The following is a 24,786-nucleotide window of genomic DNA, read 5'->3' on the forward strand; positions in this document are numbered from 1 at the left end:
TTAAAGTGTTAGTTTTTTTATAATAAAAAATTTTAAATTAATTTAACCGAAGAGAGCTCCTAACCCAGCTGCTGCTTCTTCCTCTGTATTTTCTTCTTCTTCCTCTTCTTCTGGTTCTTCTTCAACAACTTCTTCTACTACTGGAGCGGCTGCTACAGCAACATTAGAGAGTTTTTCAGCTAATTCGTCATCAATAGCACCAGGTGCGTCAGCAACTTCGGATGCTAATGCTAACATTTTAGCTTGTGCTAAACCAATGATCGGTTCTGAAGTTTCAGAAGTCATTATTGCTGCTTCTACACCAACGTTGATTGCTCTGGTGTATGCAAGAGTAATGATAGTGGAAATAGTTTCATCAGTAGGGATTGCTGCGTTTACAGATAAGTTGAATGCACTTCTAAATGCATTTTGAACGTCAGCTAATGTTTGTTCTTCATCGATTGCAAGTACATCGGAAGTGTAAATAGATCCTTCTTCGTATACTGCTTTTAAGTCAATTCCTACTTCCATCGGATTGATATCCATTCTTGATAAGGTTGCTGCAACTTGTTTGGATACTTCTTCACCAGCTGCTACTACGACTGTTTCTTTTTGTACGCAGATTTTTCCTTTATCAATTTTTGCAGGAATTCCAACTTGTTGTAATTCTCCTAGGAATGGACCTGGTTCAAAACCGGTGTCCCCTTCAGGCACAACAATATCGTCGGTTGCAATAGATCCTGGTTTTGCAGGAGCTGAGGTTTTGCTGTCTTCCAATATTTTGTATAATTTGAAAGGGTTCATTTCAGTTGCAATGAGTGCAATTTGACCATCCATATGTCCTGATAAATCAACAATGTTGGTTTTTTCAGCATTACAATCTTCGAGAGCTAAGTCAATAAGGTTTTTCTTGGACATTCTGATTACAGCTTTTCCGTTTAATGATTTCCTCATTTCTTGGAGCTGTTTTGCAGGAATGTTCATTAAGTCGACGATACCGATTACATCGTGTTCGTCAATGATACCTTTTAGCTCTTTAACTTCTTCCTTTTTCCATTCAGCAACATGAGCCATTAGATCACCCTCACTACTGGTCCCATAGTTGTTTTAATAAACATGGACTTTATTTGACTTCTTCCTTTTTCTAAATTGCGGTCTAAGACTGTAAGAACAGTTTCCACATTTTCAGCTATATCCTCGTCTGACATGTCTTGGCTTCCAACAACGATTTGAATAGAAGGTTGTTGTTTAACGCCCACTTTGACAGTACTTTGTAATCTTTCTAAAAGAGGATCTAATTTGATACTTGCAGGCACTGGCTTAGGCATTTTTCCACGTGGACCTAAAACTGGACCGAGGAATCTACCTACGAGTGGCATCATATCAGCTTGAGCTACTAAGAAATCAACAGAGTTAGCCATTTTTTTAGCTGATTTTCTGTCTTTTCCGAACTCTTCTAAATCCTGTTTGTTGATTACAGTGTCAAGACCAGCATCTTTAGCTTGAACAATGAGTTCCCCATCAGCGATGACTCCGATTTTAACATCTTTGCCACGGCCGTTAGGAAGAGTAACTTCCTCATTAAACCTATTTTCTGGCTTTTTGACATCTAAGTCTCTGATATTAATGATAATATCAATAGACTCAGTGAAGTTTCTCGGCTTAGATTGTTCTTTAGCCTCCTTCACCGCGTTAATTACATCTTGTGTCATTATTTATCCCCCATGAACATTCGCTGTTCATTGGATTTTCAATTGGTTTCATGAGAATCGATTACAAGAAAAAAATTCTTCAACGATTGCATGAATTAAAAACAGTATATCAATTATAACCTTAATTATAACGTCATATACACTGTTGCTTATTAACTTAATTTTAAATTTAAACTGGACAATATCTATTCAGTTAAGATATCGTCATATACTCCAGCATCAACATCTTTTTGTGCTTCTCTAGGGTCTTTACCGTCAACGGATAATCCCATACTTACACAGGTTCCCATAACTTCTTTAACACCTGCTTTGTAATCGTTTGCGAGTAATGAATCGAATTTCATTCTAGCGATTTTTAAAGCGGTTTCGATTGGGACATCATTGATGATGTCTAAACCTGGTTCATGAGAAGCTTTGTCAATGCCTAATTCTTCCATGATTAATGCAGTTGTTGGTGGAGTACCGATTTCGATTTCGAATTCTTTAGTATCTCTATCAATTGAGACTTTAACAGGCACTTTCATTCCTGCGAAGTCTGCGCTTTTCTTATTGATTTCTTCAACTACTTGCATCATGTTAATACCGAAAGGTCCTAATGCTGGGCCTAATGGTGGTCCTGGAGTTGCAGTTCCACCTTCGATAAGAACTTCGACTGTATCTTTAGCCATCAGTCAGCCTCCTTTTGAATTATTCTAATTTGATCAGCTTTAACAGTAACCGGAATTGGTACTGCAGCTTCTATTAACTCAAGAACGACTTCTTCACGTGATTCATCGATACGAACCACTTTTGCTCTTTCTCCTTTGAAAGGACCAGAAATGAGTTCCACAATACTTCCCTTTTGGATAGAGGAAATAATTGGTTCTGGTTTTAAGAATCTTTTCACTTCTTCAAAGGTAATACCAACACTACCTTCTACAACACCTCTTAAATGTTGTACTTTCAAATCAGGATTTCTAAGATCAATTTTTGTTGATGATTCAACTAAAATGTAACCTTTTAAAGATTCTGGAACAAGAATTGATGAAATACCAATACCATCAATGGTTCTAGCCTTACGTGCTAAAAGCCTTGCAACGTTCCTTTCTTGACCTGCAGAGGTCTTAAGAGCGTATATAGTACTGTTAGTATCTTCCATGAAAAATTCACCTATTTTTAAAGTTTTTAGTTGTTAATAAAATCATACATTAAGTTAAAAATATTATAGAAGCCATTGTTTTAAGAATAAAAATTCCCAAAAAGTCAAGATTTCTATAATATTAATATTTATGATACCTAATAGTATATAAAAGTTTTCAAAAAACTAGAAATATTAACAAAAAATCATTACTGAAATTTTATTATAAATTTAAAAAGAGATTAAAAAAAATAATAATTGGTTTAGATACCAATCAGGTAACCTAAACATACTATGATGTAACCGAAACCGCCGATAATGACAACACCAATAGCGGATATCTTAGCCAATTCACGGTATTCAATACGATCAGGTTTCCTTGATACTTTTAATACTCTTTTACTGTCCTTAATAAATTTATCGAAACTTTCTTGTACATTCATGTAAATAACCCAAAATAAAAAATTTATAAATTATAATAAAATAATAGTAATAAAATAATTTTTATTTTAACCATTAATAAATGTTTGCATTATATGAAAAAAAATGATAGAATTAGAAGATTCCATCAATGAAATCATCTAACTGATCATTACCTGTTTCCGGTTCCGCTTTTTCTTCAGCATACTCGATATCAGGAGTGCTGTCTGAAGAAATTTTAGCGTCAATGCCTGAAACGACCACAGTGGTCCTGACAATGTTTTGAAGGCTTTCATCAATTTGAGTACCCCAAATGATGTTAGCTTCAGGATCCAATTTGTCAGCAACGACCTGAACGATTTTTTCAGCTTCATGTAATGTTAAATCAGAACTACCGGTAATGTTCACTAATGCGCCTTTAGCATTGGAAATGTCAATGTCTAACAATGGGCTGCTTAATGCTTCATGTACAGATTCTAATGCTCTGTCGCCTGATTCGGACTCGCCCATACCAATCATTGCCATTCCGGAACCGCCCATGATGCTTCTGATATCTGCGAAGTCCAGACTTACTAGACCACGTTTGGTTATAAGTTCAGTGATTCCCTTAACTGCCCTTCCGAGGATTTCATCGGAAACCATGAAAGCCTTGTTCAATGGCAGGCTAGGTGCAACTTCCAGCAATTTGTCATTTGGAATAATGATTACGGTATCTGCAGATTCTTGGAGTTTTTCTAAACCTTGCTCAGCATTTTCCCTTCTTTTGATTCCTTCAGCAGAAAATGGCAAGGTAGCTACAGCTACGGTCAATGCACCTAATTTTTTAGCCAGCTTAGCGATGATCGGAGCTGAACCAGTACCGGTTCCTCCACCAAGACCACAGGTCACGAATACCATGTCTGCGCCTTCCAGTTCATCCCTAATTTCATCTTCGCTTTCTTCTGCGCATTCTTCACCGACAGCCGGGTCTCCACCAGCGCCTAATCCTTTGGAGGTTTGTCTTCCTAAAAGGATTTTTTTACCAGATTGGCTGTAAAATAAATCTTGAGCATCAGTATTTACTGCAATTGTTGTTGCTCCTTCGATACCCATTTCGTTTAATCTTGAAATAGTGTTGTTTCCTGCTCCTCCAGCACCAACAACATAAATTTTAGTTCTAACACCATCCATAATGCTTATAAGCTCATCATCTATGTCGGAAGAGAGCTTTTCTGGTGCCTTTTCTTCCATTCTTTGTTCGGATTCTTTGATTGCATCATCTATAAATTTCACAAATTAACCCCACTTACTCTGCTAATTTAAAATTATTGTTAAATATTTCTATTGCAACTCATATTTAAATGCAACTATAAACATATAAATATGAAATTTCCATGTGAGAAAAATTATATAATTAGTCCCTAGGCATTGCTATTATCTCATGGAATTTCAAATCGAAGAGGTTTTTGGCATTTACAGGTGTTAAGATGACTGCAGTGTCAACCCCATGGCCCCTTCCGCCGATGGCTATGATTTCCTCTCCGACAGGAACCAGTCCCGCATCGGCAGCCATGATTGTTATTTCGCCTGCAACCTTTACCCCATGGGAGAACATCCTCAGTGTGTCGGCCACAATATCCAATGGTGAGTATCCTCCGTACTTGTTTGTAACTCCCCTTGCAGCTCCGCTGAATGCATGGCTTCCCAGATATGTTTTGACTCCAACCTTCTCGAGCTTTTCAACCATCTCTTCGGAAATGTCTGACTCGTTGTCTCCGCTGAATCCCATGTGATGGGTGACGTTGATTATTTCAATGTCATCGTCAATGGCTTCGCGCAGTTTTAAGGCTGATTGGCCTGATGATGAAGCAATCAGGATTCTTTTTATGCCTTCAGATGCATCTAACTTGTCATTAACGGCTTTAATTAATTCGTCAGTGTAGTCTTCGCCTTGTTTGTCAAAGTATGTTATAAATTTCCTTGCCATTATCGATCATCCCTAAGAGTTAAATATTTTAAAACCCCATTATATTTTATATCTATATAATTATTTTAATAAAGATTTTTATGAAGACCGATGAACTTGACAAAATTAAGCATGTGATTAATGGCGAATACATTGTCATCCCCATTGAGACAGGCTACATTAAGCCCAATGAAGATTTAAATTGCATAATTGAACCTGCAAGGGAGCTGATGGAGGATGGGGATTATCTTGTCATTGCAGAAACCCCGATTTCAGTTTCACAGGGCAGGTTGGTTGATGAGGCAGAATACACTCCCTCCCTGACCGCCAAGTTCTTGACAACAGTCTGGAGCAAGTACCTTTGGGGATATGTCCTGGGGCCGGTTTTGGGAATCAAGAAGAGAACCATCAAGAACCTGAGGAAGCTTCCTGAGGAAACCAAGGCCCATAAGGAGGTTGTTCTCCAGCTGTACGGTTTGAAGCATGCCCTCAAGCCGGCTTCAGAGGCGGGTATCGACTTGAGCAATGCTCCTGGAACCTGCGTTTCACTGCTTCCGGAAAATCCCGAGAGGGTGGCAATCGAGCTTAAGGGCGAAATCGGCAAGGACGTTTGCGTGATGATCATCGACACTGATGCGACCTACATGAAAAACGGCAAGTACTTCACCGGCCTTCCGATAGCCATTGACGGAATCGATGCCGACAATGGGTTTTTCGGCTACCTGAAGGGTCAGCTGTCTGAGAATATGGGCTCAACACCGTTGGGCTGCAGCGAGAGGATGGATGTTGAAAGCGCCCTTGAAATCGCCAACATTGCCGAGGACTATCAGAAATCATTATCCACCGAGATGAAAACCATACATAGCGTCAAGGAGGTTTTGGGTTCCGAAATCGATGAAGTGACAATTGAAGATTTGGATTCCATCACACACACTCCGGCAGTCATCATCAGGCATGTTGGGTGAATATAGCCCCCATCAGCGTTTTTCAGGCCAAACGAGTTTTATTTTAAATTAAATTTAATTTTTAACTGATTTAAACTTTAAAAAAACTATCTGAAAGAAAGTTTTATATTTATGATTTTACAAAAAATACATTATTATAACTTAGAAATTATAATATTATTGATTATATTAATTAGTTAACGGATTTGATTTTTGTGAATATAGACGGCATTGCTAAATTTAGGAACTACTTATTGCCCCTGGCGGATTGTCTTTCAATCATACTGGGCTATTATTTCATATCAGTGCTCATTACAGACTCATTTTTAATGAACCCGACAAGCGTGGTGACCAGAAACGAGATACTGATAAGCATCATATTGTCAATAATTGTTTTCCAAATTGTCTTCAGGATAACCAGAAGATACGCAAACATCATCCGTTATGAGACAAACCAGGATTACATCCTATACCTAATCCTATCCATCGTGTCCGCACTGATCGTTTCCCTCATTGAGGAGCTGGTGCTTCACATGGTCAATCCGTCAATCAAGCACAACCTGCTTGTGGGACTGATTATAGGTATCATAATGATTGCCTATCGCCTAGTCATAAGATACGTCCTTTTGAAGGACGCTCAAAAAAAGACAATGGATAATGGCGACACCAAAAAGAAACTGCTGATTATAGGAGGGGGCTATTCCGCAAATGACATCATAAAGACATTGCATTCAACTTTGAAAAACAAGTATGAAATCATAGGAATCATTGACGACAACAAGAAGCGCATAGGCTACTCCGTCGGCGGGGAAAGAATAATCGGTACCCGGAATGACATTGAACAGATCTGCAGGGAAGAGCACATTGATGAAATCTTTTTCACAATAGTCAATATCGACAACAAAAATAAAAAGGAGATTCTTGAAATCTGCAACAGGACAGGAGCCAAGGTCAAGGTTCTTCCAGGCCTAAGGGAAATCATAACCGAGGAAAACCTCTACCACAGCCTAAGGGACGTGAGCATCGAGGACCTTCTTGGAAGGGACCCGATACAATTGGACAACCACAACATCAAAAGCCTGCTCCAGGACCATGTAGTGCTTGTCACAGGCGCCGGAGGGTCAATCGGTTCGGAACTGTGCCGCCAGATCATGCTGCACAACCCTAAGCAGCTCATATTGCTGGACAATTATGAAAACAGCCTATATGACATTGAGCTGGAACTGAAGACCAATCATCCGAACAATGACATCCGCGCAGTCGTGGCCAACATCCGTGAAAGAGACAGGCTGGATGCGATTTTCGAGGAATTCGGACCTGAAATAGTGTTCCATGCCGCTGCGCATAAGCATGTTCCCTTAATGGAGAACAATCCTACCGAAGCGATAAAGAACAATGTTTTCGGAACATACAATCTTGTAAACTGCTCAGACAAGCATGAGGTAAAGCGTTTCATACTGATTTCAACAGACAAGGCAGTCAACCCTACCAACATCATGGGCGCCACCAAGAGACTGTGTGAAATGATAATACAGGCCAAGGACAAGGAAAGCGAAACAGAATACGTTGCAGTGCGTTTCGGAAATGTTTTAGGAAGCAACGGTTCAGTTGTGCCATTGTTCAAAAAGCAGATTGCCCATGGAGGGCCTGTGACAGTCACCCACAAGGAGATTACAAGATTCTTCATGACCATTCCGGAAGCGGTGGCCCTTGTGCTTCAGGCAATAACCTATGCCGAAGGAGGGGAGATTTTCGTTCTCGACATGGGCGAGCCGGTCAAGATATACGACCTTGCAAAAAGCCTCATCGAGCTTTCAGGATACACTCTTGGAGAGGATATGGAAATCGAGATTACCGGCATGAGGCCGGGAGAGAAGCTGTATGAGGAAATCCTGATGAATGAGGAAAACCTTGAAGGAACCAAGCATGACAAGATTTACATCACACAATCCATGGATTTCACAATGAATGACATTGAAGAGAAGCTGGACATGTTCAGGGACATCCTGGATGATGAGAACACCAGCAAAGAGCACATTAAGGAAACCATGAAGAAGTGTGTTCCTACTTATAAAGAACCAGAAGAAGTTAACGGAGAATAATAATGATGAACATTCCATTTTCACCACCGGACATTACTGACGAGGAAATCGATGAGGTAATCGCCGCCTTGAAATCAGGCTGGATTACCACAGGACCCAAGACCAAAGAATTTGAAAGGCAAATCACCGAGTACTGCGGCAGCGAAAGGACCGTCTGCTTGAGTGCAGCCACCACAGCATTGGAGATGACCCTGCGGGTGCTTGGCATCGGCGAGGGCGATGAGGTGATCGTGCCTGCATACACCTACACTGCATCTTGCAGCGTAATATGCCATGTCGGGGCGACACCGGTGATGGTGGACAGTCAGGTCGACCGTGAGGAAATGGACTATTCAAAGATGAGCGATGCAATAACCCCTAAGACAAAGGCCATCATACCTGTCGACATAGCGGGAATCCTATGTGACTACGATAAGATTTATGAGGTAATTGAATCCAAGAGGGACATGTTCAGCCCAAGCAATGAATTGCAGGAGGCATTCGGCAGGATAATTATCGTGAATGACTGTGCCCATGGTTTCGGAGCGGTTCAAAACGGCAAGCGTGCCGGAAACATTGCGGATTTCAGCTGTTTCTCATTCCATGCAGTGAAAAACCTGACCACCGCCGAAGGGGGAGCGGTTACCTGGAAGCATCATGACAGCCTTGACAGCGATGCGCTCTACAAGAAGTATCAGATATACTCACTTCACGGACAGACCAAAGACGCCCTTGAAAAGACCCAGAAGGGGTCATGGGAATATGACATTCTTCTTCCGGCATACAAGTGCAACATGACTGACGTTCAGGCAGGAATAGGCCTTGGACAATTGAAGAGATACGATTCACTACTCAAAAGAAGGCATGAGATTGCAAGAAGGTACGATGAAGGATTCGAGGGAACAAGAGTCATCACTCCAAGGCATGTCACCGACAACTCAAAGTCTTCAGGACACCTGTACCTTGCCCGTCTCGACGGCTTGAGCCTTGATGAGAGAAATGAAGTCATCGTTAAAATGGAGGAAGCCGGAATCAGCACAAACGTGCATTACAAACCACTGCCATTACTGACAGCATATAAGAATTTAGGATTCGACATTGCTGATTATCCTAACGCTTACCACCTGTTTGAAAATGAGATTAGCCTTCCGATATACTCCACCTTAACCGATGAGGAAGTAGATTATATTATTGAAAATTTATTGGATATCTTAAAGGAATATTAAAATCGTCATATATTTATATAAAAAAATAGATATCTAATATCAATTTTATTTTTATATACATTAGATTAGATTAAACTATTAATTTTTAGGGGAAATTAAATGATAAATAATCCATTGGTAAAGAAATCATTATCACAAATAATTGAAAAAGAACATGAAGACAATCTTAAGAAAAGATTTAAAGAATATTATCCTGGTGAAGAAACCCCTGAAGGAATTGACCATCTCATAAGAGCTTTAGGATTGCCTGCTGAAGACATTCAATTTATTGCTAATGATATTAAAGAAACTGTGGAAAAAACAATCATTCCAATCATTAAAGCATTAAGGGATGGAATTGAAACCGATGAGGAAATAGCCAATAAAACTGGAATAAAATTGAATATCGTGAGAAAAATACTGTACAAGCTTTATGATTTGAAAATTGCCAATTATAAAAGAAGCAAAGATCCTGAAACTCAATGGTTCACATACTCATGGAAATTCGAAGAGGCTGAACTGATCAATAAGATAAACGAGGAATGCGAAGGAGAACTGTCTGAATTGAGAGAGCAGTTAGCCAATGAGGAGAACAACATGTTCTTCATATGTCCGCAAGGCCATGTCAGATACAATTTTGATGAAGCATCCGACGAGGAATTTCTATGCGTTTGCGGTGAGGAATTGGAATTCCAAGACAATTCCGATATAATCAAGCAAATCAATGAACGCATCGAATTAATTGAAAGTGATTTGAATTCATTTAATGAGACAATTAACAAATAGATTAAAATGGAAATAGAATTACTTGAAAAGGAGCACACTCCAGATAATGTCATTGAGCATTGCAAAGCCGTTTACAGAAAAGCTATGAAGATAGCAGCTAATTTTGATAATGTGGATGAAGACCTTATCCGCAAGGGCGCCCTATTGCATGATATTGGAAGGTCCAGAACCCATGGAATAACCCATGCGGTCGAAGGAGTCAAGATTGCAGAGAAATATGGATATTCAGATGATGTCCTGCATATCATTGAAAGGCATATCGGCGCCGGAATAACCGAGGAGGAGGCCATTAAGCTTGGCCTTCCGGAAAAGTCATATGTCCCCGTGACACTTGAAGAGAAAATCGTTGCCCATGCAGACAATCTGGTGAGCGGAAGCGATGAAGTCGACATTGATTTCGTGATTGCCAAATGGCAGCGCACAATAGAGGACAGTGATGATAATATTGAAAGATTAATTAAGCTTGACAATGAGTTGATCAAGGCCTTTGAGGAATAGTTATGAAAGTAATATGTTCAAGTGAAGAGTCCCTCTACCGTCCGGAAGCCGTGAGGTGGAGGCATAGAATGGAAATGATGGAGCCGCTGGGCGAAACTGTAGTGTTATTGCCATGCAGCATGAAGAAGCCTTATTCTAATTCCAAGTCCCATCAGAAGTTTAGGAAATTGACAAGGTCTTATCAGGAGCTTATTGTAACATCCCCCTTTGGGATCTGTCCAAGGGAGCTTGAAAACACTTTCCCTATACAGTCATATGACGTGAGCACCACAGGCTCATGGTCCAGCGACGAGGTTGAGGAAAGCGGAAGGCTGATAGCCAAGTACTGTGAAGGCAAGAGAGTTGTGGCGAATCTTGCCGGAGGATATCTGGAATCATGTGAAGCCTATCTTGACGATTTCGTTAATGTCTGTGTGGATGAGCGTCCGACTTCACCGGATTCATTGTATAATTTGAGAATGGAATTAAAAAATCATAAGAGAGTCAACAGGCGCGATAAGACTTTGCATGAGCTCAAGTCAATTGCCAAGTACCAGTTCGGTGAAAAGGGCGAAGGGTTCATTCCCGATAATGTCAAAACCAAGGGAATGTATCATAAGCGCATACTGTCCAATGGTAAGCAGTTGGCGTTATTGAATAAAGATTATGGATTATATAGGTTGAACTTGCCTGGAGGTGAAATCCTGAAGGATTTGGACATTCATGTTGTCAACATTGATTTTGACCTTGAAACCAATACGGTTTTCGCTCCGGGAGTTGAAAAGGCAGACCATGACATTATTCCAAACGATGAGGTTGTCATTGTTAGAAATGACACTGCTGTAGGTGTTGGAAAGGCAGTGATGACCGGTCGTGAGATGGAGGAATGCCGCAATGGTATTGCCGTTAAACTTAAGCATCGCTTGAAAAAATAACAATGTTTATAAATACCGTTGTTAATATTAATAAATACATAAATTTAGAGGAGACAAAAAATGTCAGAAGAATTAGTAAACGAAATTAAAGACGCACTAACCCCTATTAACGACCCTCACATGGGAATCAGTATTGTAGAAATGGGCATTGTCCAAAACATCACTGTTGATGGTGATCAAGCTGAAGTTACCCTTAAACCAACCAATCCTGGTTGTATGAGTATCACCCGTATTGCGGCTGATGCTAAAATCAGGGCTGAAGGCGTTGAAGGTATCGACACTGCAAAGATTATCGTTGAAGGTCATGCTATGGCTGACTCCATTAACGAAATGATTAACAGATAAATTTTCAAATTTTATTCAAAAATCCATATATGACCGAAACATTTATATATGGATAATGAGATAAGTATAAGTGTTGACAGTTAACTGTCACACAATATTTATAGGCTAGTGGCACAGCTTGGTTAGCGCGCTCGGCTGATAACCGGGAGGTCATGGGTTCGAATCCCATCTAGCCTACTTCTAACTATTTTTACTGATATTTTCATTTTACATGACAACTTTTTCTACATTTTTCCACAATAAATAAATATTACATTCTACAAATAGTTACTTGAATGTACAAAAAGTTGGAATGATGATTAAAATGTGGGAAAAGATTAATGAGAAATTCAAGAAATACCCTGCAAGAATGAGAGTTGCAGAAAAGATGATTGAGCTTGGACTGTCAATAAACGAAGACGGTAAAATCTACTGTGGAAACCTTAAAATCAGCGACAAGGCACTGGCAACAGCTGCAAGCGTGGACAGGCGTGCCATAAAATCAACAATCGAAATCATCAGTGAAGATGAAGAATTATACAACCTATTCAGCAACATAATACCTGCAGGAACACTTCTTAAAAACATCGCCAAGGACCTTGACCTCGGAGTCATCGAAATAGAAGTGGGATCCGAAAGCGAAGGGATTCTTGCAAGCACCACAAACCTGATTACAAAAAAAGGAATCGGCATAAGGCAGGCTTATGCTGAAGACACTGAACTGCAACAAAGTCCAATATTGACAATAATAACTGAAGGGCCCGTTAAGGGCGACTTGATAAATGAGTTTTTAAAAATAAAAGGAGTGACAAGAGTATCAATTTATTGAATCGTAGAATTCTTGTCTTGCTTTTTCCATTTCCCTATCTTCTTCTTCAAGAGATTCTAAAAGTTCTTCCCAAGCTTCTAAAGATTCTTTAGCAGCTTCTTCGGATAATTTTTCAATAGCGTAGCCGGCATGGATTAAAACATAATCCCCAACTTCAACTTCCGGCAAAAGATCTATTTTTGCATGTTGTCTTGCTCCACCAAAATCGGCAATCAACAAATTATCTTCTCTATCGATTTCAATAACATGAGCAGGTGCTGCTATACACATAACTATTCATCTCCAAAATTTAATATATAATTAATATTAAATGTTAGTATTATATAAAACTATCTAAACGGGAGAAAATTAAATGAAAAACATTGTTATCGGATCAGGCCCCGCAGGAAGGTTAGGGTCACTGGAGCTTGGAAAACTAGGAGAAGACGTCACTTTAATTGAAAAGAAACATATCGCAGGAACCTGCCTTAATGAAGGATGCATGGTCGTTTGCGCATTGACCGACATCACAAAGTTCATCGACGAAAACAACAGGTTCAACAAGTACGGATTCCTGAAAAGCCAACTTGACATATCATATGAAAAGATTGTCGCTAAAATCACAGAAACACAGGAAATGCTCAGAAAGCTGAACCAGATGGAAAACGAAAGCGTTGGAAACACAGTTATTTACGGTGAGGCAAGCATTGAAGACGGAGAGGTGATCGTCAACAATGAAAGCTTCGAGTGGGACAATCTGATGATTGCCACCGGTGCAAGGCCTTTCATTCCCGAAGTCAAGGGAAAAGAGTTTGGACTCACCAACAAGGACATCCTGAAGCTCGATGATGTTCCTGAAAAGTTAAACATCATTGGGGGCGGAATCATTGCATGCGAAATCGCAAACATATACTCCACTCTTGGAAGCGAAGTCAACGTGCTTGCAAGAAGCGCATTTCTAAAGGAGTTGAGCCCTGAAACAAAAAGATACGTTTTAGAAAAGCTTATGCCTGACGTCAACATAATGGAAAACACAAATGTTGCCGAAGTATTTAAAGACAAGGTCCTGACTGCCGACAATCAGGAACTGGAGGGAATTCCATTCTTTGCAACAGGAAGAACACCCAACAGTGAAATAGCCGAAGGCTTTGTTGAGCTCAACCCTGACAGGACCATCAAAGTAAATGAGATGATGCAAACTAATGTTGACAATGTATATGCAGCAGGTGATGTTACCGGAGGATATCAACTGACTCCAGTAGCTAGAAAGGAGGGCATCACAGCAGCAAGGAATATGGCAAACTATGCAAATAAAATAAGCTACAGTTGCATTCCTCAAACATTGAGTTTGAACACTGAAGTGAGCTTTGTGAAAAATGAAAAAATTGACCTTGAGGATGATGAAAAATCAACAATAGCAATACCTGGAATCGCAGGCCCAGGCGCATTCTGGAAAATACTTGAGGGAAACACCGGCTATACAGAAATAGACTTTGATGAGAAAAACAATAAGATAGCTAAAATCAACTCAATATCCCCATCATCAACAAGCGACGTGGCATACCTATCATACCTGATGAGAATGGATTATGACCTCGACGACTATGGGGAATTTTTAGAGATTCACCCGTCAACCGACACAAACTATAAAATAATCAAAAATCTGTGGTTATAGCAACCACTACCTATTTACTTTTTTTAAAATATCCACTGCCAAATCATCGGCGGCATCCATGCACTGCTGACCATAAACCAATGCCTTTTGCCTCATAGGCTCATAGTTCCTGAATGCCTCGTCAATGCTTTCGCAAACATCCTCGACTGTGGATTCGATCATTGCACCCTTGAACACTCCAGCCATGTTCTGGTACCTTCCCCATTTCACACGGGCAAGAGCAACAATAGGCTTGCCGTTTGTGAACGCCTCCTCCAGTGACACGCCGTCATCGGTGAGCACTGTAAGGTCTGCGAACTTGAAGAGGTGATTGATCCAATCGATATAACCGGCATATATGATTTTGTTTTCATCTATCAAATCATAATACTCATCCTTTAAGGGCAATCCGACCATGACGAGATTGTACTCGTCGGTCTTGTCGGCGACTATGTTTATTGCGTCAATCATTCCCTTGAAGATTGATGAACCGGATGAGAACACTATGGTCTTTTTGTTTTCATCGAAATTAGGATACTCCTTCAACTTCTGAAGCGCAACGCTCTCATCGCCGTCACCCATATTGTCCGCCAATGGGTAGAATAGTTTGGATGTGTTTTTAGGCAATTGCTCCCATCTGAACATGTTCAGCTCGGGCAGTATGTAGCACTGGTTGAACTTAGGGCACACCTTGGAGTCAAGGGGTGTTGATATCAGTGAGAATGTGGGTTTTCTTGCAACCTTTCCGCCCAGGGAGGCCACGATTGCACCGCCGCCCAATACTCCAACTACAAAGTCCACTTTCAATTTCTTGATTAGGCTTCTTGCCTTGAATGTGGCGGTCAACAGCTTGACACCGCCTTTCAGTGCTGACAGTTTGGTTGCGGAGTGTCCTCCTGCATGAGGGACTGATATCTTATGCCACTTGTATCCGTGCTTTTCAAATAGTGTTCCGTGAGCGGATGCGTCGAGTGCCACTTCGCATTGAACTCCCTTTTTCTCAAGTCCCTTCATTGCGTTGAGTGCAGTCATTGCGTCTCCGCCAAGTCCTCTTCCTGTTACGATAAATAAGCATTTCATAAAGTATCATTCCACCTTGCCCAATCTTGGTATTGGCCTTTCCGCATTAGGGACGTATCTTTTCGGATGCCTTGCATGAGGATTGTATAACAGTCTTCTGAAACCCAGTGAAATCAATAATGGATTGGTCACTATTGGCTGCTTGTCTTTCAAAACCCATTTCCTGACAAGGTCTCCAAGCCCTCCTCCGGTGAGAACATCCATGAAGAAATCTCCGAATGTAGGGTCCAATAACCTTAGTTGCTGGCGGAAGAACCTGGTCAGGTTGTTTCTTCTGACGAATGCTATCAATGCGGTTGTGAATATGCCGAACACCAGCACTCCAAGGAATCCTCCGAGGATATAGTAAGCTGCTCCAAGAGCAACGCCGAATGTATGGTTTCCAACTTCCCCAAGCATGATTTTTCCAGAAAAGTCAAGCGGAGAGTAAGCCGCACAGACGACCAGTATCAGCAGCGGAGTGTAGATTGCCGGCAGCTCGGCGTAATCCGGTGAGCCGATAAGCAGCATCAGCAGTATGGTGAAAATGGACATTATGATTGTCACGATGCATGTTGATCCAGGCTGCATGTCTGAAATGTTCAATGGCTGAACCATCAATGCTATGAATATTGATGACAATCCCAATCCTTCAGCAAAACCGACTATCATGACCAGGATTATACCTATTCCTCTTGATAGCTGTCCCCATTCTATGCCTAGGCGATAGGATTTGCTTCTTCCTAAAATATCATCGATTAATGCGAAAATACCTATTATTAAAATGAGATTGTTGAATCCCGGAAGCATGTAAAAGGACAGTATCAGGAACGGTATTATTCCAACTGCACGTGGAATGCCTCCGCGCACATTGGGATAAAGGTTTCCAAGATATCCTCGTTTACCCAGAAATCTGAATATTATATCCACAACGGCCGTGCCTATTGCGGATACGATGAAAACAAATATTAATGCAAAAATTATCGATGATGACATCATTTTAAATCACAATATAAACTTTAATTTTTCCTTATATATAAACATTTAATTAATCTGGTACCTTAGAATTGCAGCCATTCCTCCAAGGCTTTCCAGTTGCTTGCCCCCTTCATGTTCACTGCTTATGACCATGACGTCACCTTTCATGTTCTCGACCATGTCCATGGCCTCGCCCATGTTCTCTCCGGCGACTTTCGTGTCAAGTATCAGGAGTTGCTCGACCGCCCCGAGGTTTATTGCGTTCTGGGTTTCCTTCACCCCATAAGCTATCTTGGAGGAGTTCTTCCCTATTTCAGTCAATAACTTATTGATTGCACCCATTTCCTGAGCCACACGGTTTTCAGAGGTGAGCTTTTCAACGGTTCCCTTCTTCAGGACTTCGCTTATTCCGTTTCTACCGCCCGAACCGGTCGGCTCGACTATTGACATCTTCGCCAGATCGGAGTGCTTGTCCTTTAGATAGTCAAAGAAATCGTTCTTGACGAATCCCGGCCCTGCAATGATTATGTTTTGTATAGAGTCGAATTTGGTTATGGATTCTATGACTTTCTCGTAGAACTGTATGATGTTCTTCTGACGGTTCTTGTCCATGATGCGCTTTCCGGATACGTGACCCTTAATCGGACCGTAGTATTCTATTCCGAACTGCCTCATCAATCCCAGTGTTGCAGTGTCATCCTCAAGCACCACGATGATTGCAGAGAGTTTCTTGGATGCTACTATTGCCTGGTTGAGCCTGTTGATTGCCCATTTAGGCCATCTTTGCTTGACTATCTTGAGAGGAGTGTTTAGCTTGACCTCTAGCGTGTGGTGTGAGCCGAGAGGTATGAGGTCTTCAGGGCCTCTTGTGATTACCCCGGTCAATCTCAGCTTTCCGGTGAACAGGTGAAATGAAATGCTTTCAATGTCCAGTCCCAGGTAGAATGTTTTCTTGACTCCCCTGTCGCTTCTAAGCTTGTCTCCAGTGTTGTCCTGTATGCGCCGGGTTGTCTTTGAGGAGGCATTGTCTCCGACCTCTATTATGTGTGACAGGTGCCACAGGTCATCCAGTGTTTCGGGAACGACTTCCACGATTCCTTCCTTTTCATCTTCTTTTATGATTTTCATAATAACATTAATTACTTATAAGATAATACTATTAAAAATTTTTGAAAGAAAAAACACATGTTATTTATAATTTAATCTTTAAAAATTAATGTGATTAAAATGAATGTTGGAATTATTGGCGGAACTGACGGTTTGGGAAAGACCCTGGTATATTATTTCAGGGACGAGTTTGAAGTCTACATTACAGGCACTGACCACAAGAAGGGCAGGCGCGTTGCAGAGGAATTGAATGTCAACTACATTGAATCCAATGCTGGCCTGGCCAACATCAGCGACATGCTGATTGTTGCAGTGCCCATCCAGTTCACTTCAGACGTGATTAGGGAGGTTGCTCCGTTTATGAAAAGCGGGTCCGTGATGATTGATGTCACATCCATTAAAGAGGAGCCTGCCCGAACCATGGCTGAGGTTTTGCCGGAAAGCATTGAGTACATTCCGACACATCCGGTTTTCGGTCCCCGCACCACCCGATTGGACAATCAGGTGATTGTGCTTACTGCCGATAGGAAAGGCAAATGGTACGGCAAGGTTTATGATTACCTTGCAGGCAAGAACATGAGAATCATTGAAACAACCGCTGAGAAGCATGATTTCATGATGAGCATCGTGCAGGTCCTGACCCATTTCTCATTCATCTCCACCGCATCCGCCATTGAGAAGCTGAGCGTTGATTTGTCTGAAACCGAGGATTATGAAAGCCCAATCTATAATCTGATGATTGATATGATTGCCCGTATCGTTTCTCAAAACCCTTATCTGACCTATAACATCCAATCCATGAACAGCAACGGCCCCCACATTAGGAACACTTTCGCCGAGGCGGTCAGTGAATTGAGGGATGTCATCAATGACAATGACGAGAAAAGATTCGTTGACATTGCGATTAAGGCAACCAAGCATATGGGCGACATCACCAATGCCTTGGGTAGAAGTGACAAGGCAATCAGTGCCTTGAGCTCCGAATACACTCATCTGAACGAATCGATTGGTGAAGAAGTTGGCCTGAAGCATATTTATTCAGGCAAGACACATATTGGCATTCTTGAAGGCATTGAGCATAATACGGCTATTTTAAGGGATGGAAATAAGGTCAAGAGGCTTCGCATCGCCAACATCAGAATCATGCTTCCGGATGAGGTTTACGATTGGAAGTTGAGTCACATGAATAGGGTCACCCGTTCAATCAGCTGCGTGTTTTCCAAGAATGTTCATGTTGAGACAATCCAAAAAACCGTCATGAAAATAGACAATGTCATTGACATTAACTTGACTGACGCCTATACCGGCCCTCAGATAGATGATGATTCCATCAGCTTGACTTTTGAGATAAATGCTCTTTATAAGGAAGCCATTGATGATGTTGAAAGGTTGTTCACCGGTTTTGGTGGAACAATCAGATAATGTTTTAAGTGATGCGAACAAATGTTAAAGTGTCTAAAAGTAATTAAATTTTATTTTTGGACATAACATCTTATTTTTTATTTATTATTATTTATTCTATTTCTAAATCATTTTAATGTTAAAATATCTTTTAATATATTAGTAGTGATTTAACAGCTAGTTTTTAGAGTGTTTTGAAAAATTGTTAAAACCAAAAGATTTATATAGTAGAACATACACAGATTAGTTTGTCAATAAAGTTACCAAAAGTAACAAAAAGATTTTGACATTACATTTACATTTTACATCACAGCCAAAAAATGGAGATGATAATAATGGCAGAAAACGAAATTACACTGAAAGTTGCAGAAGCAATATCACAAAAGGATGTAGGTCAGGGTGTTGCAAGGCTTGACCCAAACGTCATGGACAATTTAGGAATCCATGAAAGAGACCTCATCGAAATCATAGGCGAAAGAAGAACCGCCGCAATAGCTCTTCCTTCACAAACAGACATTGGCCTTGGAGTAATAAGAATCGACGGGCTAGTGCGTAAAAACTCCGGAGCAACCATCGGAGGTGAAGTCACAGTCAAAAAGGCAAAGGCCACCGAGGCAAAAAAAGTAGTGCTCGCACCAACCGAGAACAACATTCGCGTGCAGGGAGACGTGAGAGGACTCTTTGCCGGAAAAGTCATGGTTCAAGGCGACATCATCGGATCACAAATCCGCGCACCAAGACCAAGCATGGGCAGAGGATTCAACAGCATTTTCGACGAGCTCATGAGCGATTTCACACCGGCAATGAAAGAAATCAAGTTCGCAGTTGTCTCCACCAATCCGAAAGACATCGTGATTGTCGGACCAAACACCGAAGTGCAATTGCACGAATCCCCAGTGGACGTGTCCAAAATCGAAGGTGTCGGAAACCTCGTTGATGTAAGCTACGAGGACATTGGAGGTTTAAAGGAAGAGGTTAAAAAAGTAAGGGAAATGATTGAAATCCCGCTCAAAAGACCTGAACTCTTCGAGAAACTTGGAATCGCACCACCAAAAGGAGTGCTGATGCACGGACCACCAGGAACCGGTAAAACATTACTGGCCAAAGCGGTGGCCAGCGAAAGTGACGCTCATTTCATAGCCATTAACGGGCCTGAAATCATGAGCAAATACGTGGGCGGATCCGAGGAAAACCTCAGGGAATACTTCGAGGAAGCAGAGGAAAACTCCCCATCAATCATATTCATAGATGAACTCGATGCGATTGCACCAAAAAGAGAGGAAACCAATGGGGAAGTTGAAAGAAGAACCGTTGCACAACTCCTGACACTTATGGATGGTCTTAAATCCCGTGGCCAAGTGGTGGTGATTGGCGCAACCAACCGTCCGGACTCCCTCGATCCTGCACTGAGAAGACCTGGAAGATTCGACCGTGAAATCGAAATAGGCGTTCCAGACTCAGAAGAAAGAAAAGAAGTTCTTGAAATCCACACAAGAAACATGCCTCTTGCAGAAGACGTGGACCTCGACAAGATCGCAAATACCACTCACGGATTCGTGGGAGCGGACCTCGAGTCATTATGTAAGGAAGCTGCGATGAGAGTAGTTAGAAGAATCCTTCCTGAAATACAAAACGACGAGGAAATCCCAAAAGAAGTGATGGAAAAGATTGTGGTAACAGGCGATGACTTCAAGAATGCTCAAAAAGAAATCCAACCTTCCGCACTCAGGGAAGTGCTGGTGCAAATCCCAGACATCAAATGGGATGACGTTGGAGGACTTGAAGACGTTAAACAGGAACTTAAAGAAGCGGTTGAATGGCCATTGAAACACCCTGAAACATTCCAACGCCTAGGAATAAGGCCTCCTAAAGGAACACTCCTCTACGGAATTCCTGGAACAGGTAAGACCCTGCTTGCAAAAGCCGTGGCAAGTGAAAGTGAAGCGAACTTCATTTCAGTCAAAGGGCCTGAGCTCCTATCCAAATGGGTCGGAGAATCCGAGAAAGGAGTCAGGGAAGTGTTCAGGAAAGCAAAACAGGCATCCCCAACAGTGATCTTTTTCGACGAAATAGACGCAATAGCCAGTGCCCGCAGCGGAAACGACACTGACAGCGGAGTGACAAAAAGAGTCGTGAACCAATTGCTGACTGAAATGGATGGACTGGAAGAGCTTGAAGACGTTGCCATAATTGCAGCAACCAACAGACCGGACATCCTTGATGCAGGATTGATGAGACCTGGAAGATTCGACAGGCACATTCAAGTTGGCGAACCTGACGAGGAAGCAAGAAAATCAATCTTTGAAGTGCACACCAAAGACATGCCTTTAGCAAAAGACGTTGACCTTAAGAAATTAGCCAAAAGCACTGAAGGCTATGTCGGAGCAGACATTGAAGCAGTATGCCGTGAGGCAGCAATGCTTGCCCTAAGAGACAATTTAGAAGCTACTGAAATCCCATACAAGTACTTCAAGGATGCAATCGATAAGGTGAAGCCAGGAAACCAAACGCAACTGGATGAACAGTTAGTCCAGTACATGTAGGGAAAACACTCCCTACATTTTCTCCCTCTTTATGATTATATTTAATTTCTAACCATATTTTAGCCTCAGGGGGAAGGTACAGAAATCTTTCCCCGCCTCCATTAATGTTAACCGAATTCTCTACTATATCTTTTGGGAGGGTATGGAATCCTCCCACAACCTCCATTTTCCTATTTTTTCAAACAAAAATCAATATTGATTAAAGCTCATAGAATTGAATTTAAATCATATTATTGTCATTACTATCGAATATGATAAAAATAAAACTATACCATTACATTTATATTGTTTGAAGTTCAATACTTTAATGTGGCAGGCAAAAACAGATTTTATACGAATTAGTAAGATACATAAAATGGCATAGTATGATGAGAAGTAACTGTAATGGAAAAATTATGCCTTCATCTGAAAGTGAAGTCGTTAGAAATGACACATTCTTATCAAAACTTGAAAAGGAAGTCATGGTATTGAGTGCAAAGTATGGTTTAGGTGAAGTATTATTTAGGGAAAGAAATCCCTTAAACAACAATTCATCAAATTCATTCTACATCAGAGCCCCTAAGAACTGGTCCAATCAACAAATTTTTGATGTTTGGGAACCTATTTCTAATGAGGTTCATGCTTTCGCTAAAAAAGAAGGTATTGAAACATTAGCAGAAATTTGCCACGTGATTGTTTCAAATAGATACTGAGGCCAAATTATGGTTCATGCATTTGTACCTCACCATTTGATAGATTTGGCTGAATATTTGAAAGTTAAAGAATTTTCAGACAAAAACTATGATTTGCAATGTATCAATAGAACCATCATTAACAGAGCATATCTTTCAACATATTTGCATGCGGAAGAATGGATAATACATAATGGCACACATTATGACATTAGAGATTATTCCGAAAGAGATGTTGGATATCATACTGCAATCTGCATTGCCTTAAACAAGTTGAATAAACCTCATATTAGTGAGATATATGAGGATTTCATCCAGTTAAGAGTGGATGCCGATTATGACATCGTAACAATCATTACACGAGAAGATGCTCAAAAAGCCCTGGATTTAGCTTCCCAAATCCAAAATGCATTGCAATAGAAAAATTATTTTTTTTTAAAACACAGTTTCAAACTGAAATCAATTTTGATTTCAACATGAAAACTCATTTTCTTGGCAAAATGATTCCCGGAGGAACCATTCCCTTGTTGAAGTATTGTCTCTTATACTCAATGAATGGGAATTTTGGCCCGCTCACTCCCCATTTCGGATTGTAGCCAAAGACATTAATGTATTCCTCCAAGTCATCACGCTCATTAATCATTGCTTGAACAACATTATACAGTGCCTTGGTGTCGTCGATTGCACGGTGGAAATTGACTTCTTCAATGCCATAATGCTTTACGGCATCGATGAGCTTGTGGGGAAATTCCTTGCGGTCCTTGAGGACTGTCACGGTATCGATCCAATCGAGATTTCCAACAATACTGTCAGCTTCATCCGGATAGTGCCTTTTAAGCAGGTAGTATATGAATGAAAGGTCGAACTGGCAGTTGTGGGCTATCATCAGTGTGCCTGGTGTCAGGTGTTTTTTCAAATCCTCCGCCACGCTTTTCTCGCTGAAGCCTTCCATGATGAGCATTTCATCAGTGATGCCTGTAATGTCTATTATTTTTTGGGGCAGGTCCTTGCCAATGTTGATGAACCTGTCGTATTCCTCTATGATTCGGCCATCCTCGACTATCAGCATTGCAAGCTCTATTATCTCATTTCTTATAAAATCCAAACCGGTTGTTTCGGTATCAAAATATATGACTTTCATATTTAACACTTATAATAGTTTATGTGGCGCATCATCCTTGTTTCTTGGATATTCATTGGTTGAAAGTGGCTTTCCGATTTTTTCAAGCCTGTTGTCCAAAAGCCTCCTGCCGTCTTCGCTGGCGCAGAATATAGGAACCTTCAATCCGTAGTAGTATGGCTCGTACTTGTCTGCATAATCTGATATTGCCTTTGATGCACAGGCGGTGACGATATCCGCATTGTCAAAGAGCATTTTAACCTCATCCGGTTCGGCTCCGGTGGTGTGTGCCACCATGATGTATATGTTGACGTCATCATCTATCGGATATTCGCGTATTTCCTTGACCATCGGGGACGGGAGTATTGTTATTGCAATGTTCTTGTATCCCTTATCCAATGCTATCTTCAATCCTTCAAGCTGGTTTAATTCTGCGGTTTCAGGGTTTAAGATTATGCTGTCCTTTGCCTCAAGCTTATCGATGACTTCAGGTATTGGAGTGGTGCTTACAAGACCTGACACTCTTCCGCCGACACCCTGTACGATTCTCGGGTCGGTCATTATAACTGTTCCGGCACCGTCACATGCTCCGACCACGCAGTCGATGCTTCCGTTTTCCATGTTGGTTTTCAGTATCTCTGAAATTCCCACAGTGACCAGGTCATCCATTTCAACTATCCTGTCCGGTGTGCACATTCCAAAGTCCTGTATCCTGAAATTGATGTTCTTTCGTATGAACTCCTCGTTCAGCTCATCCACGCCGTGCATCACATGGAACATCGGACAGTATTTCATCTCTGATTCGCCGACTTCAGTGATTTCACCGTTTTCAATCACTACACGAACTTTACCTAATGTCTCTATTACATGTTTGTCTTCAACCATATAACCACCATATACATAATAATTTATTGAATATCATAAAAATAATTGTTGATAAAAATGATTTGTAAACCCATTATTCTCCAAATTAAAGCAGTTTCCATTTAGTTTGAATTTAAAGAAAAAATCCTATATATTAAGAAAAACTAATACTATTAATGATTAGTCAATTATGTGAGGGATAAATTTTGACTCAGAAAAGCGAAGCGCAAAAGGGCAACATCACTCCGGAAATGGAGTATGTTGCAGAATATGAAAACATTGATGTAAACAAGTTGGTTAAATTAATAGATAATGGAAAGGTCGTCATTCCGAAAAACATTAACGGCCACTCAAAGCCATGCGGCATAGGCGAAGGTCTCAGGACCAAGGTCAACGCCAACATCGGCTCATCATCCAAGATTGATGACTTGGACCTTGAAATCGACAAGGCGAGGCTTGCACAGGAATACGGTGCGGATGCCCTTATGGACCTTTCAACAGGCTCTGATTTGAAGCTGTTCCGTAAAAAGATCATGGATGCAGTTGACTTATGCATAGGCACAGTCCCGATTTATGAAGCCGGCGTGGTCACACTTGGCAAGAACCGGGAAATCATTGACATGGACCCTGATGACATTTTCAAGGCCATCGAAAAC

At 41.0% G+C, this 24,786-nt stretch carries 27 protein-coding genes and 1 tRNA gene; 15 read left to right on the forward strand and 13 right to left on the reverse strand.

The window, feature by feature from the left end:
- Positions 1–42: 42 nt before the first annotated feature.
- From QZU77_RS03780 to QZU77_RS03810, 7 genes are all read right to left on the reverse strand, one after another.
- Positions 43–1,053 carry a 50S ribosomal protein L10 gene (locus QZU77_RS03780; protein WP_295600242.1) on the reverse strand — a complete coding sequence of 337 codons (1,011 nt, stop codon included), beginning with the start codon at positions 1,051–1,053 and terminating at the stop codon, positions 43–45.
- Complete coding sequence (locus QZU77_RS03785; RefSeq protein ID WP_292894317.1) at positions 1,053–1,691, reverse strand: 50S ribosomal protein L1; 639 nt, start codon at positions 1,689–1,691, stop codon at positions 1,053–1,055. The genes QZU77_RS03780 and QZU77_RS03785 overlap by 1 nt, the downstream gene beginning before the upstream one ends.
- A gap of 185 nt (positions 1,692–1,876) precedes the next feature.
- A complete protein-coding gene (locus QZU77_RS03790) occupies positions 1,877–2,359 on the reverse strand; it encodes a 50S ribosomal protein L11 (RefSeq protein WP_295600249.1) in 483 nt (160 codons plus the stop codon).
- Positions 2,359–2,829, reverse strand: coding sequence for a transcription elongation factor Spt5 (locus QZU77_RS03795; protein WP_295600252.1), 471 nt, complete (start codon positions 2,827–2,829; stop codon positions 2,359–2,361). Before QZU77_RS03795 ends, QZU77_RS03790 begins: the two co-directional genes overlap by 1 nt.
- A gap of 242 nt (positions 2,830–3,071) precedes the next feature.
- Positions 3,072–3,251 carry a protein translocase SEC61 complex subunit gamma gene (locus QZU77_RS03800; protein WP_295600255.1) on the reverse strand — a complete coding sequence of 60 codons (180 nt, stop codon included), beginning with the start codon at positions 3,249–3,251 and terminating at the stop codon, positions 3,072–3,074.
- A gap of 112 nt (positions 3,252–3,363) precedes the next feature.
- Positions 3,364–4,500: a cell division protein FtsZ gene (ftsZ, locus tag QZU77_RS03805; protein WP_295600258.1), complete on the reverse strand. Its 1,137-nt coding sequence runs from the start codon at positions 4,498–4,500 to the stop codon at positions 3,364–3,366.
- A gap of 121 nt (positions 4,501–4,621) precedes the next feature.
- The gene (locus QZU77_RS03810) at positions 4,622–5,194 is read right to left on the reverse strand and encodes a pyruvate kinase alpha/beta domain-containing protein (protein WP_295600261.1); all 573 of its coding nucleotides are present in this window, start codon (positions 5,192–5,194) and stop codon (positions 4,622–4,624) included.
- 80 nt (positions 5,195–5,274) lie between these two features.
- Here QZU77_RS03810 and QZU77_RS03815 point away from each other — a divergent pair, with 80 nt between their 5' ends.
- From QZU77_RS03815 to QZU77_RS03855, 9 genes are all read left to right on the forward strand, one after another.
- Complete coding sequence (locus QZU77_RS03815; protein ID WP_295600264.1) at positions 5,275–6,138, forward strand: coenzyme F420-0:L-glutamate ligase; 864 nt, start codon at positions 5,275–5,277, stop codon at positions 6,136–6,138.
- Positions 6,139–6,332: 194 nt separating this feature from the next.
- Positions 6,333–8,219: a nucleoside-diphosphate sugar epimerase/dehydratase gene (locus tag QZU77_RS03820; RefSeq protein WP_295600362.1), complete on the forward strand. Its 1,887-nt coding sequence runs from the start codon at positions 6,333–6,335 to the stop codon at positions 8,217–8,219.
- Between the two features lie 2 nt (positions 8,220–8,221).
- Positions 8,222–9,424 (forward strand): DegT/DnrJ/EryC1/StrS aminotransferase family protein, encoded by a 1,203-nt coding sequence (locus QZU77_RS03825; RefSeq protein WP_295600267.1) that lies wholly within the window; start codon positions 8,222–8,224, stop codon positions 9,422–9,424.
- A gap of 258 nt (positions 9,425–9,682) precedes the next feature.
- On the forward strand, positions 9,683–10,189 hold the full coding sequence (gene tfe, locus QZU77_RS03830; RefSeq protein ID WP_295600365.1) for a transcription factor E: 507 nt from the start codon (positions 9,683–9,685) through the stop codon (positions 10,187–10,189).
- A 6-nt stretch (positions 10,190–10,195) separates the two neighbouring features.
- On the forward strand, positions 10,196–10,687 hold the full coding sequence (locus QZU77_RS03835; protein ID WP_295600270.1) for a TIGR00295 family protein: 492 nt from the start codon (positions 10,196–10,198) through the stop codon (positions 10,685–10,687).
- Positions 10,688–10,689: 2 nt separating this feature from the next.
- On the forward strand, positions 10,690–11,601 hold the full coding sequence (locus tag QZU77_RS03840; protein WP_295600273.1) for a DUF5591 domain-containing protein: 912 nt from the start codon (positions 10,690–10,692) through the stop codon (positions 11,599–11,601).
- Between the two features lie 60 nt (positions 11,602–11,661).
- Positions 11,662–11,946 (forward strand): iron-sulfur cluster assembly protein, encoded by a 285-nt coding sequence (locus tag QZU77_RS03845; RefSeq protein WP_295600277.1) that lies wholly within the window; start codon positions 11,662–11,664, stop codon positions 11,944–11,946.
- Positions 11,947–12,048: 102 nt separating this feature from the next.
- Positions 12,049–12,123: transfer RNA gene (locus QZU77_RS03850), tRNA-Ile, on the forward strand.
- A 115-nt stretch (positions 12,124–12,238) separates the two neighbouring features.
- Entirely contained in the window at positions 12,239–12,754 is a 516-nt protein-coding gene (locus QZU77_RS03855; RefSeq protein ID WP_295600368.1) for an amino acid-binding protein, read from the forward strand.
- On the opposite strand, the gene QZU77_RS03860 is transcribed toward QZU77_RS03855, so the two are convergent.
- Complete coding sequence (locus QZU77_RS03860; RefSeq protein WP_295600280.1) at positions 12,743–13,024, reverse strand: HypC/HybG/HupF family hydrogenase formation chaperone; 282 nt, start codon at positions 13,022–13,024, stop codon at positions 12,743–12,745. The two genes, QZU77_RS03855 and QZU77_RS03860, sit on opposite strands and share 12 nt — an antisense overlap.
- Positions 13,025–13,106: 82 nt before the next feature.
- Here QZU77_RS03860 and QZU77_RS03865 point away from each other — a divergent pair, with 82 nt between their 5' ends.
- Entirely contained in the window at positions 13,107–14,408 is a 1,302-nt protein-coding gene (locus QZU77_RS03865; RefSeq protein ID WP_295600283.1) for an NAD(P)/FAD-dependent oxidoreductase, read from the forward strand.
- Between the two features lie 6 nt (positions 14,409–14,414).
- Here the strand turns inward: QZU77_RS03865 and QZU77_RS03870 are convergent, their stop codons facing one another.
- Genes QZU77_RS03870 through QZU77_RS03880 form a run of 3 tightly spaced genes read right to left on the reverse strand, consistent with a single transcriptional unit; the run spans position 14,415 to position 17,552 of the window.
- Positions 14,415–15,467, reverse strand: a complete 1,053-nt coding sequence (locus QZU77_RS03870) for a glycosyltransferase (RefSeq protein WP_295600286.1) — start codon at positions 15,465–15,467, stop codon at positions 14,415–14,417.
- 6 nt (positions 15,468–15,473) lie between these two features.
- On the reverse strand, positions 15,474–16,442 hold the full coding sequence (locus QZU77_RS03875) for a cell wall biosynthesis protein (RefSeq protein WP_394350522.1): 969 nt from the start codon (positions 16,440–16,442) through the stop codon (positions 15,474–15,476).
- A gap of 48 nt (positions 16,443–16,490) precedes the next feature.
- Positions 16,491–17,552: an mRNA surveillance protein pelota gene (locus QZU77_RS03880; protein ID WP_295600292.1), complete on the reverse strand. Its 1,062-nt coding sequence runs from the start codon at positions 17,550–17,552 to the stop codon at positions 16,491–16,493.
- A gap of 90 nt (positions 17,553–17,642) precedes the next feature.
- Here QZU77_RS03880 and QZU77_RS03885 point away from each other — a divergent pair, with 90 nt between their 5' ends.
- The 4 genes from QZU77_RS03885 to QZU77_RS03900 all read left to right on the forward strand — a co-directional run bounded on the left by QZU77_RS03885 (position 17,643) and on the right by QZU77_RS03900 (position 22,566).
- Entirely contained in the window at positions 17,643–18,953 is a 1,311-nt protein-coding gene (locus QZU77_RS03885) for a prephenate dehydrogenase (RefSeq protein WP_366208858.1), read from the forward strand.
- 314 nt (positions 18,954–19,267) lie between these two features.
- Positions 19,268–21,475, forward strand: a complete 2,208-nt coding sequence (locus QZU77_RS03890) for a CDC48 family AAA ATPase (RefSeq protein ID WP_295600298.1) — start codon at positions 19,268–19,270, stop codon at positions 21,473–21,475.
- A 395-nt stretch (positions 21,476–21,870) separates the two neighbouring features.
- A complete protein-coding gene (locus QZU77_RS03895) occupies positions 21,871–22,167 on the forward strand; it encodes a hypothetical protein (protein ID WP_295600301.1) in 297 nt (98 codons plus the stop codon).
- A gap of 9 nt (positions 22,168–22,176) precedes the next feature.
- Positions 22,177–22,566, forward strand: coding sequence for a hypothetical protein (locus QZU77_RS03900; RefSeq protein ID WP_295600304.1), 390 nt, complete (start codon positions 22,177–22,179; stop codon positions 22,564–22,566).
- Between the two features lie 64 nt (positions 22,567–22,630).
- Here the strand turns inward: QZU77_RS03900 and QZU77_RS03905 are convergent, their stop codons facing one another.
- A complete protein-coding gene (locus QZU77_RS03905; RefSeq protein WP_295600307.1) occupies positions 22,631–23,287 on the reverse strand; it encodes a PolC-type DNA polymerase III in 657 nt (218 codons plus the stop codon).
- 9 nt (positions 23,288–23,296) lie between these two features.
- Positions 23,297–24,151 (reverse strand): methanogenesis marker 8 protein, encoded by an 855-nt coding sequence (locus QZU77_RS03910; RefSeq protein ID WP_295600310.1) that lies wholly within the window; start codon positions 24,149–24,151, stop codon positions 23,297–23,299.
- Between the two features lie 185 nt (positions 24,152–24,336).
- On the opposite strand from QZU77_RS03910, the gene QZU77_RS03915 reads away from it, so the two are divergent.
- Positions 24,337–24,786, forward strand: a 450-nt coding sequence (locus tag QZU77_RS03915) for a phosphomethylpyrimidine synthase ThiC (protein WP_295600313.1), incomplete at its 3' end; no start/stop codon positions are given.

Source organism: uncultured Methanobrevibacter sp., assembly GCF_902774605.1.
In the GTDB taxonomy this organism is placed as follows: Archaea; Methanobacteriota; Methanobacteria; order Methanobacteriales; family Methanobacteriaceae; genus Methanocatella.

Coding starts and splice junctions, on each gene's coding strand:
- QZU77_RS03780 (WP_295600242.1), bottom strand. CDS start 1,053: ATGGCTCATGTTGCTGAATGGAAAAAGGAAGAAGTTAAAGAGCTAAAA.
- QZU77_RS03785 (WP_292894317.1), bottom strand. CDS start 1,691: ATGACACAAGATGTAATTAACGCGGTGAAGGAGGCTAAAGAACAATCT.
- QZU77_RS03790 (WP_295600249.1), bottom strand. CDS start 2,359: ATGGCTAAAGATACAGTCGAAGTTCTTATCGAAGGTGGAACTGCAACT.
- QZU77_RS03795 (WP_295600252.1), bottom strand. CDS start 2,829: ATGGAAGATACTAACAGTACTATATACGCTCTTAAGACCTCTGCAGGT.
- QZU77_RS03800 (WP_295600255.1), bottom strand. CDS start 3,251: ATGAATGTACAAGAAAGTTTCGATAAATTTATTAAGGACAGTAAAAGA.
- QZU77_RS03810 (WP_295600261.1), bottom strand. CDS start 5,194: ATGGCAAGGAAATTTATAACATACTTTGACAAACAAGGCGAAGACTAC.
- QZU77_RS03815 (WP_295600264.1), top strand. CDS start 5,275: ATGAAGACCGATGAACTTGACAAAATTAAGCATGTGATTAATGGCGAA.
- QZU77_RS03825 (WP_295600267.1), top strand. CDS start 8,222: ATGATGAACATTCCATTTTCACCACCGGACATTACTGACGAGGAAATC.
- QZU77_RS03835 (WP_295600270.1), top strand. CDS start 10,196: ATGGAAATAGAATTACTTGAAAAGGAGCACACTCCAGATAATGTCATT.
- QZU77_RS03840 (WP_295600273.1), top strand. CDS start 10,690: ATGAAAGTAATATGTTCAAGTGAAGAGTCCCTCTACCGTCCGGAAGCC.
- QZU77_RS03845 (WP_295600277.1), top strand. CDS start 11,662: ATGTCAGAAGAATTAGTAAACGAAATTAAAGACGCACTAACCCCTATT.
- QZU77_RS03855 (WP_295600368.1), top strand. CDS start 12,239: ATGATGATTAAAATGTGGGAAAAGATTAATGAGAAATTCAAGAAATAC.
- QZU77_RS03860 (WP_295600280.1), bottom strand. CDS start 13,024: ATGTGTATAGCAGCACCTGCTCATGTTATTGAAATCGATAGAGAAGAT.
- QZU77_RS03865 (WP_295600283.1), top strand. CDS start 13,107: ATGAAAAACATTGTTATCGGATCAGGCCCCGCAGGAAGGTTAGGGTCA.
- QZU77_RS03870 (WP_295600286.1), bottom strand. CDS start 15,467: ATGAAATGCTTATTTATCGTAACAGGAAGAGGACTTGGCGGAGACGCA.
- QZU77_RS03875 (WP_394350522.1), bottom strand. CDS start 16,442: ATGTCATCATCGATAATTTTTGCATTAATATTTGTTTTCATCGTATCC.
- QZU77_RS03880 (WP_295600292.1), bottom strand. CDS start 17,552: ATGAAAATCATAAAAGAAGATGAAAAGGAAGGAATCGTGGAAGTCGTT.
- QZU77_RS03890 (WP_295600298.1), top strand. CDS start 19,268: ATGGCAGAAAACGAAATTACACTGAAAGTTGCAGAAGCAATATCACAA.
- QZU77_RS03895 (WP_295600301.1), top strand. CDS start 21,871: ATGCCTTCATCTGAAAGTGAAGTCGTTAGAAATGACACATTCTTATCA.
- QZU77_RS03900 (WP_295600304.1), top strand. CDS start 22,177: ATGGTTCATGCATTTGTACCTCACCATTTGATAGATTTGGCTGAATAT.
- QZU77_RS03905 (WP_295600307.1), bottom strand. CDS start 23,287: ATGAAAGTCATATATTTTGATACCGAAACAACCGGTTTGGATTTTATA.
- QZU77_RS03910 (WP_295600310.1), bottom strand. CDS start 24,151: ATGGTTGAAGACAAACATGTAATAGAGACATTAGGTAAAGTTCGTGTA.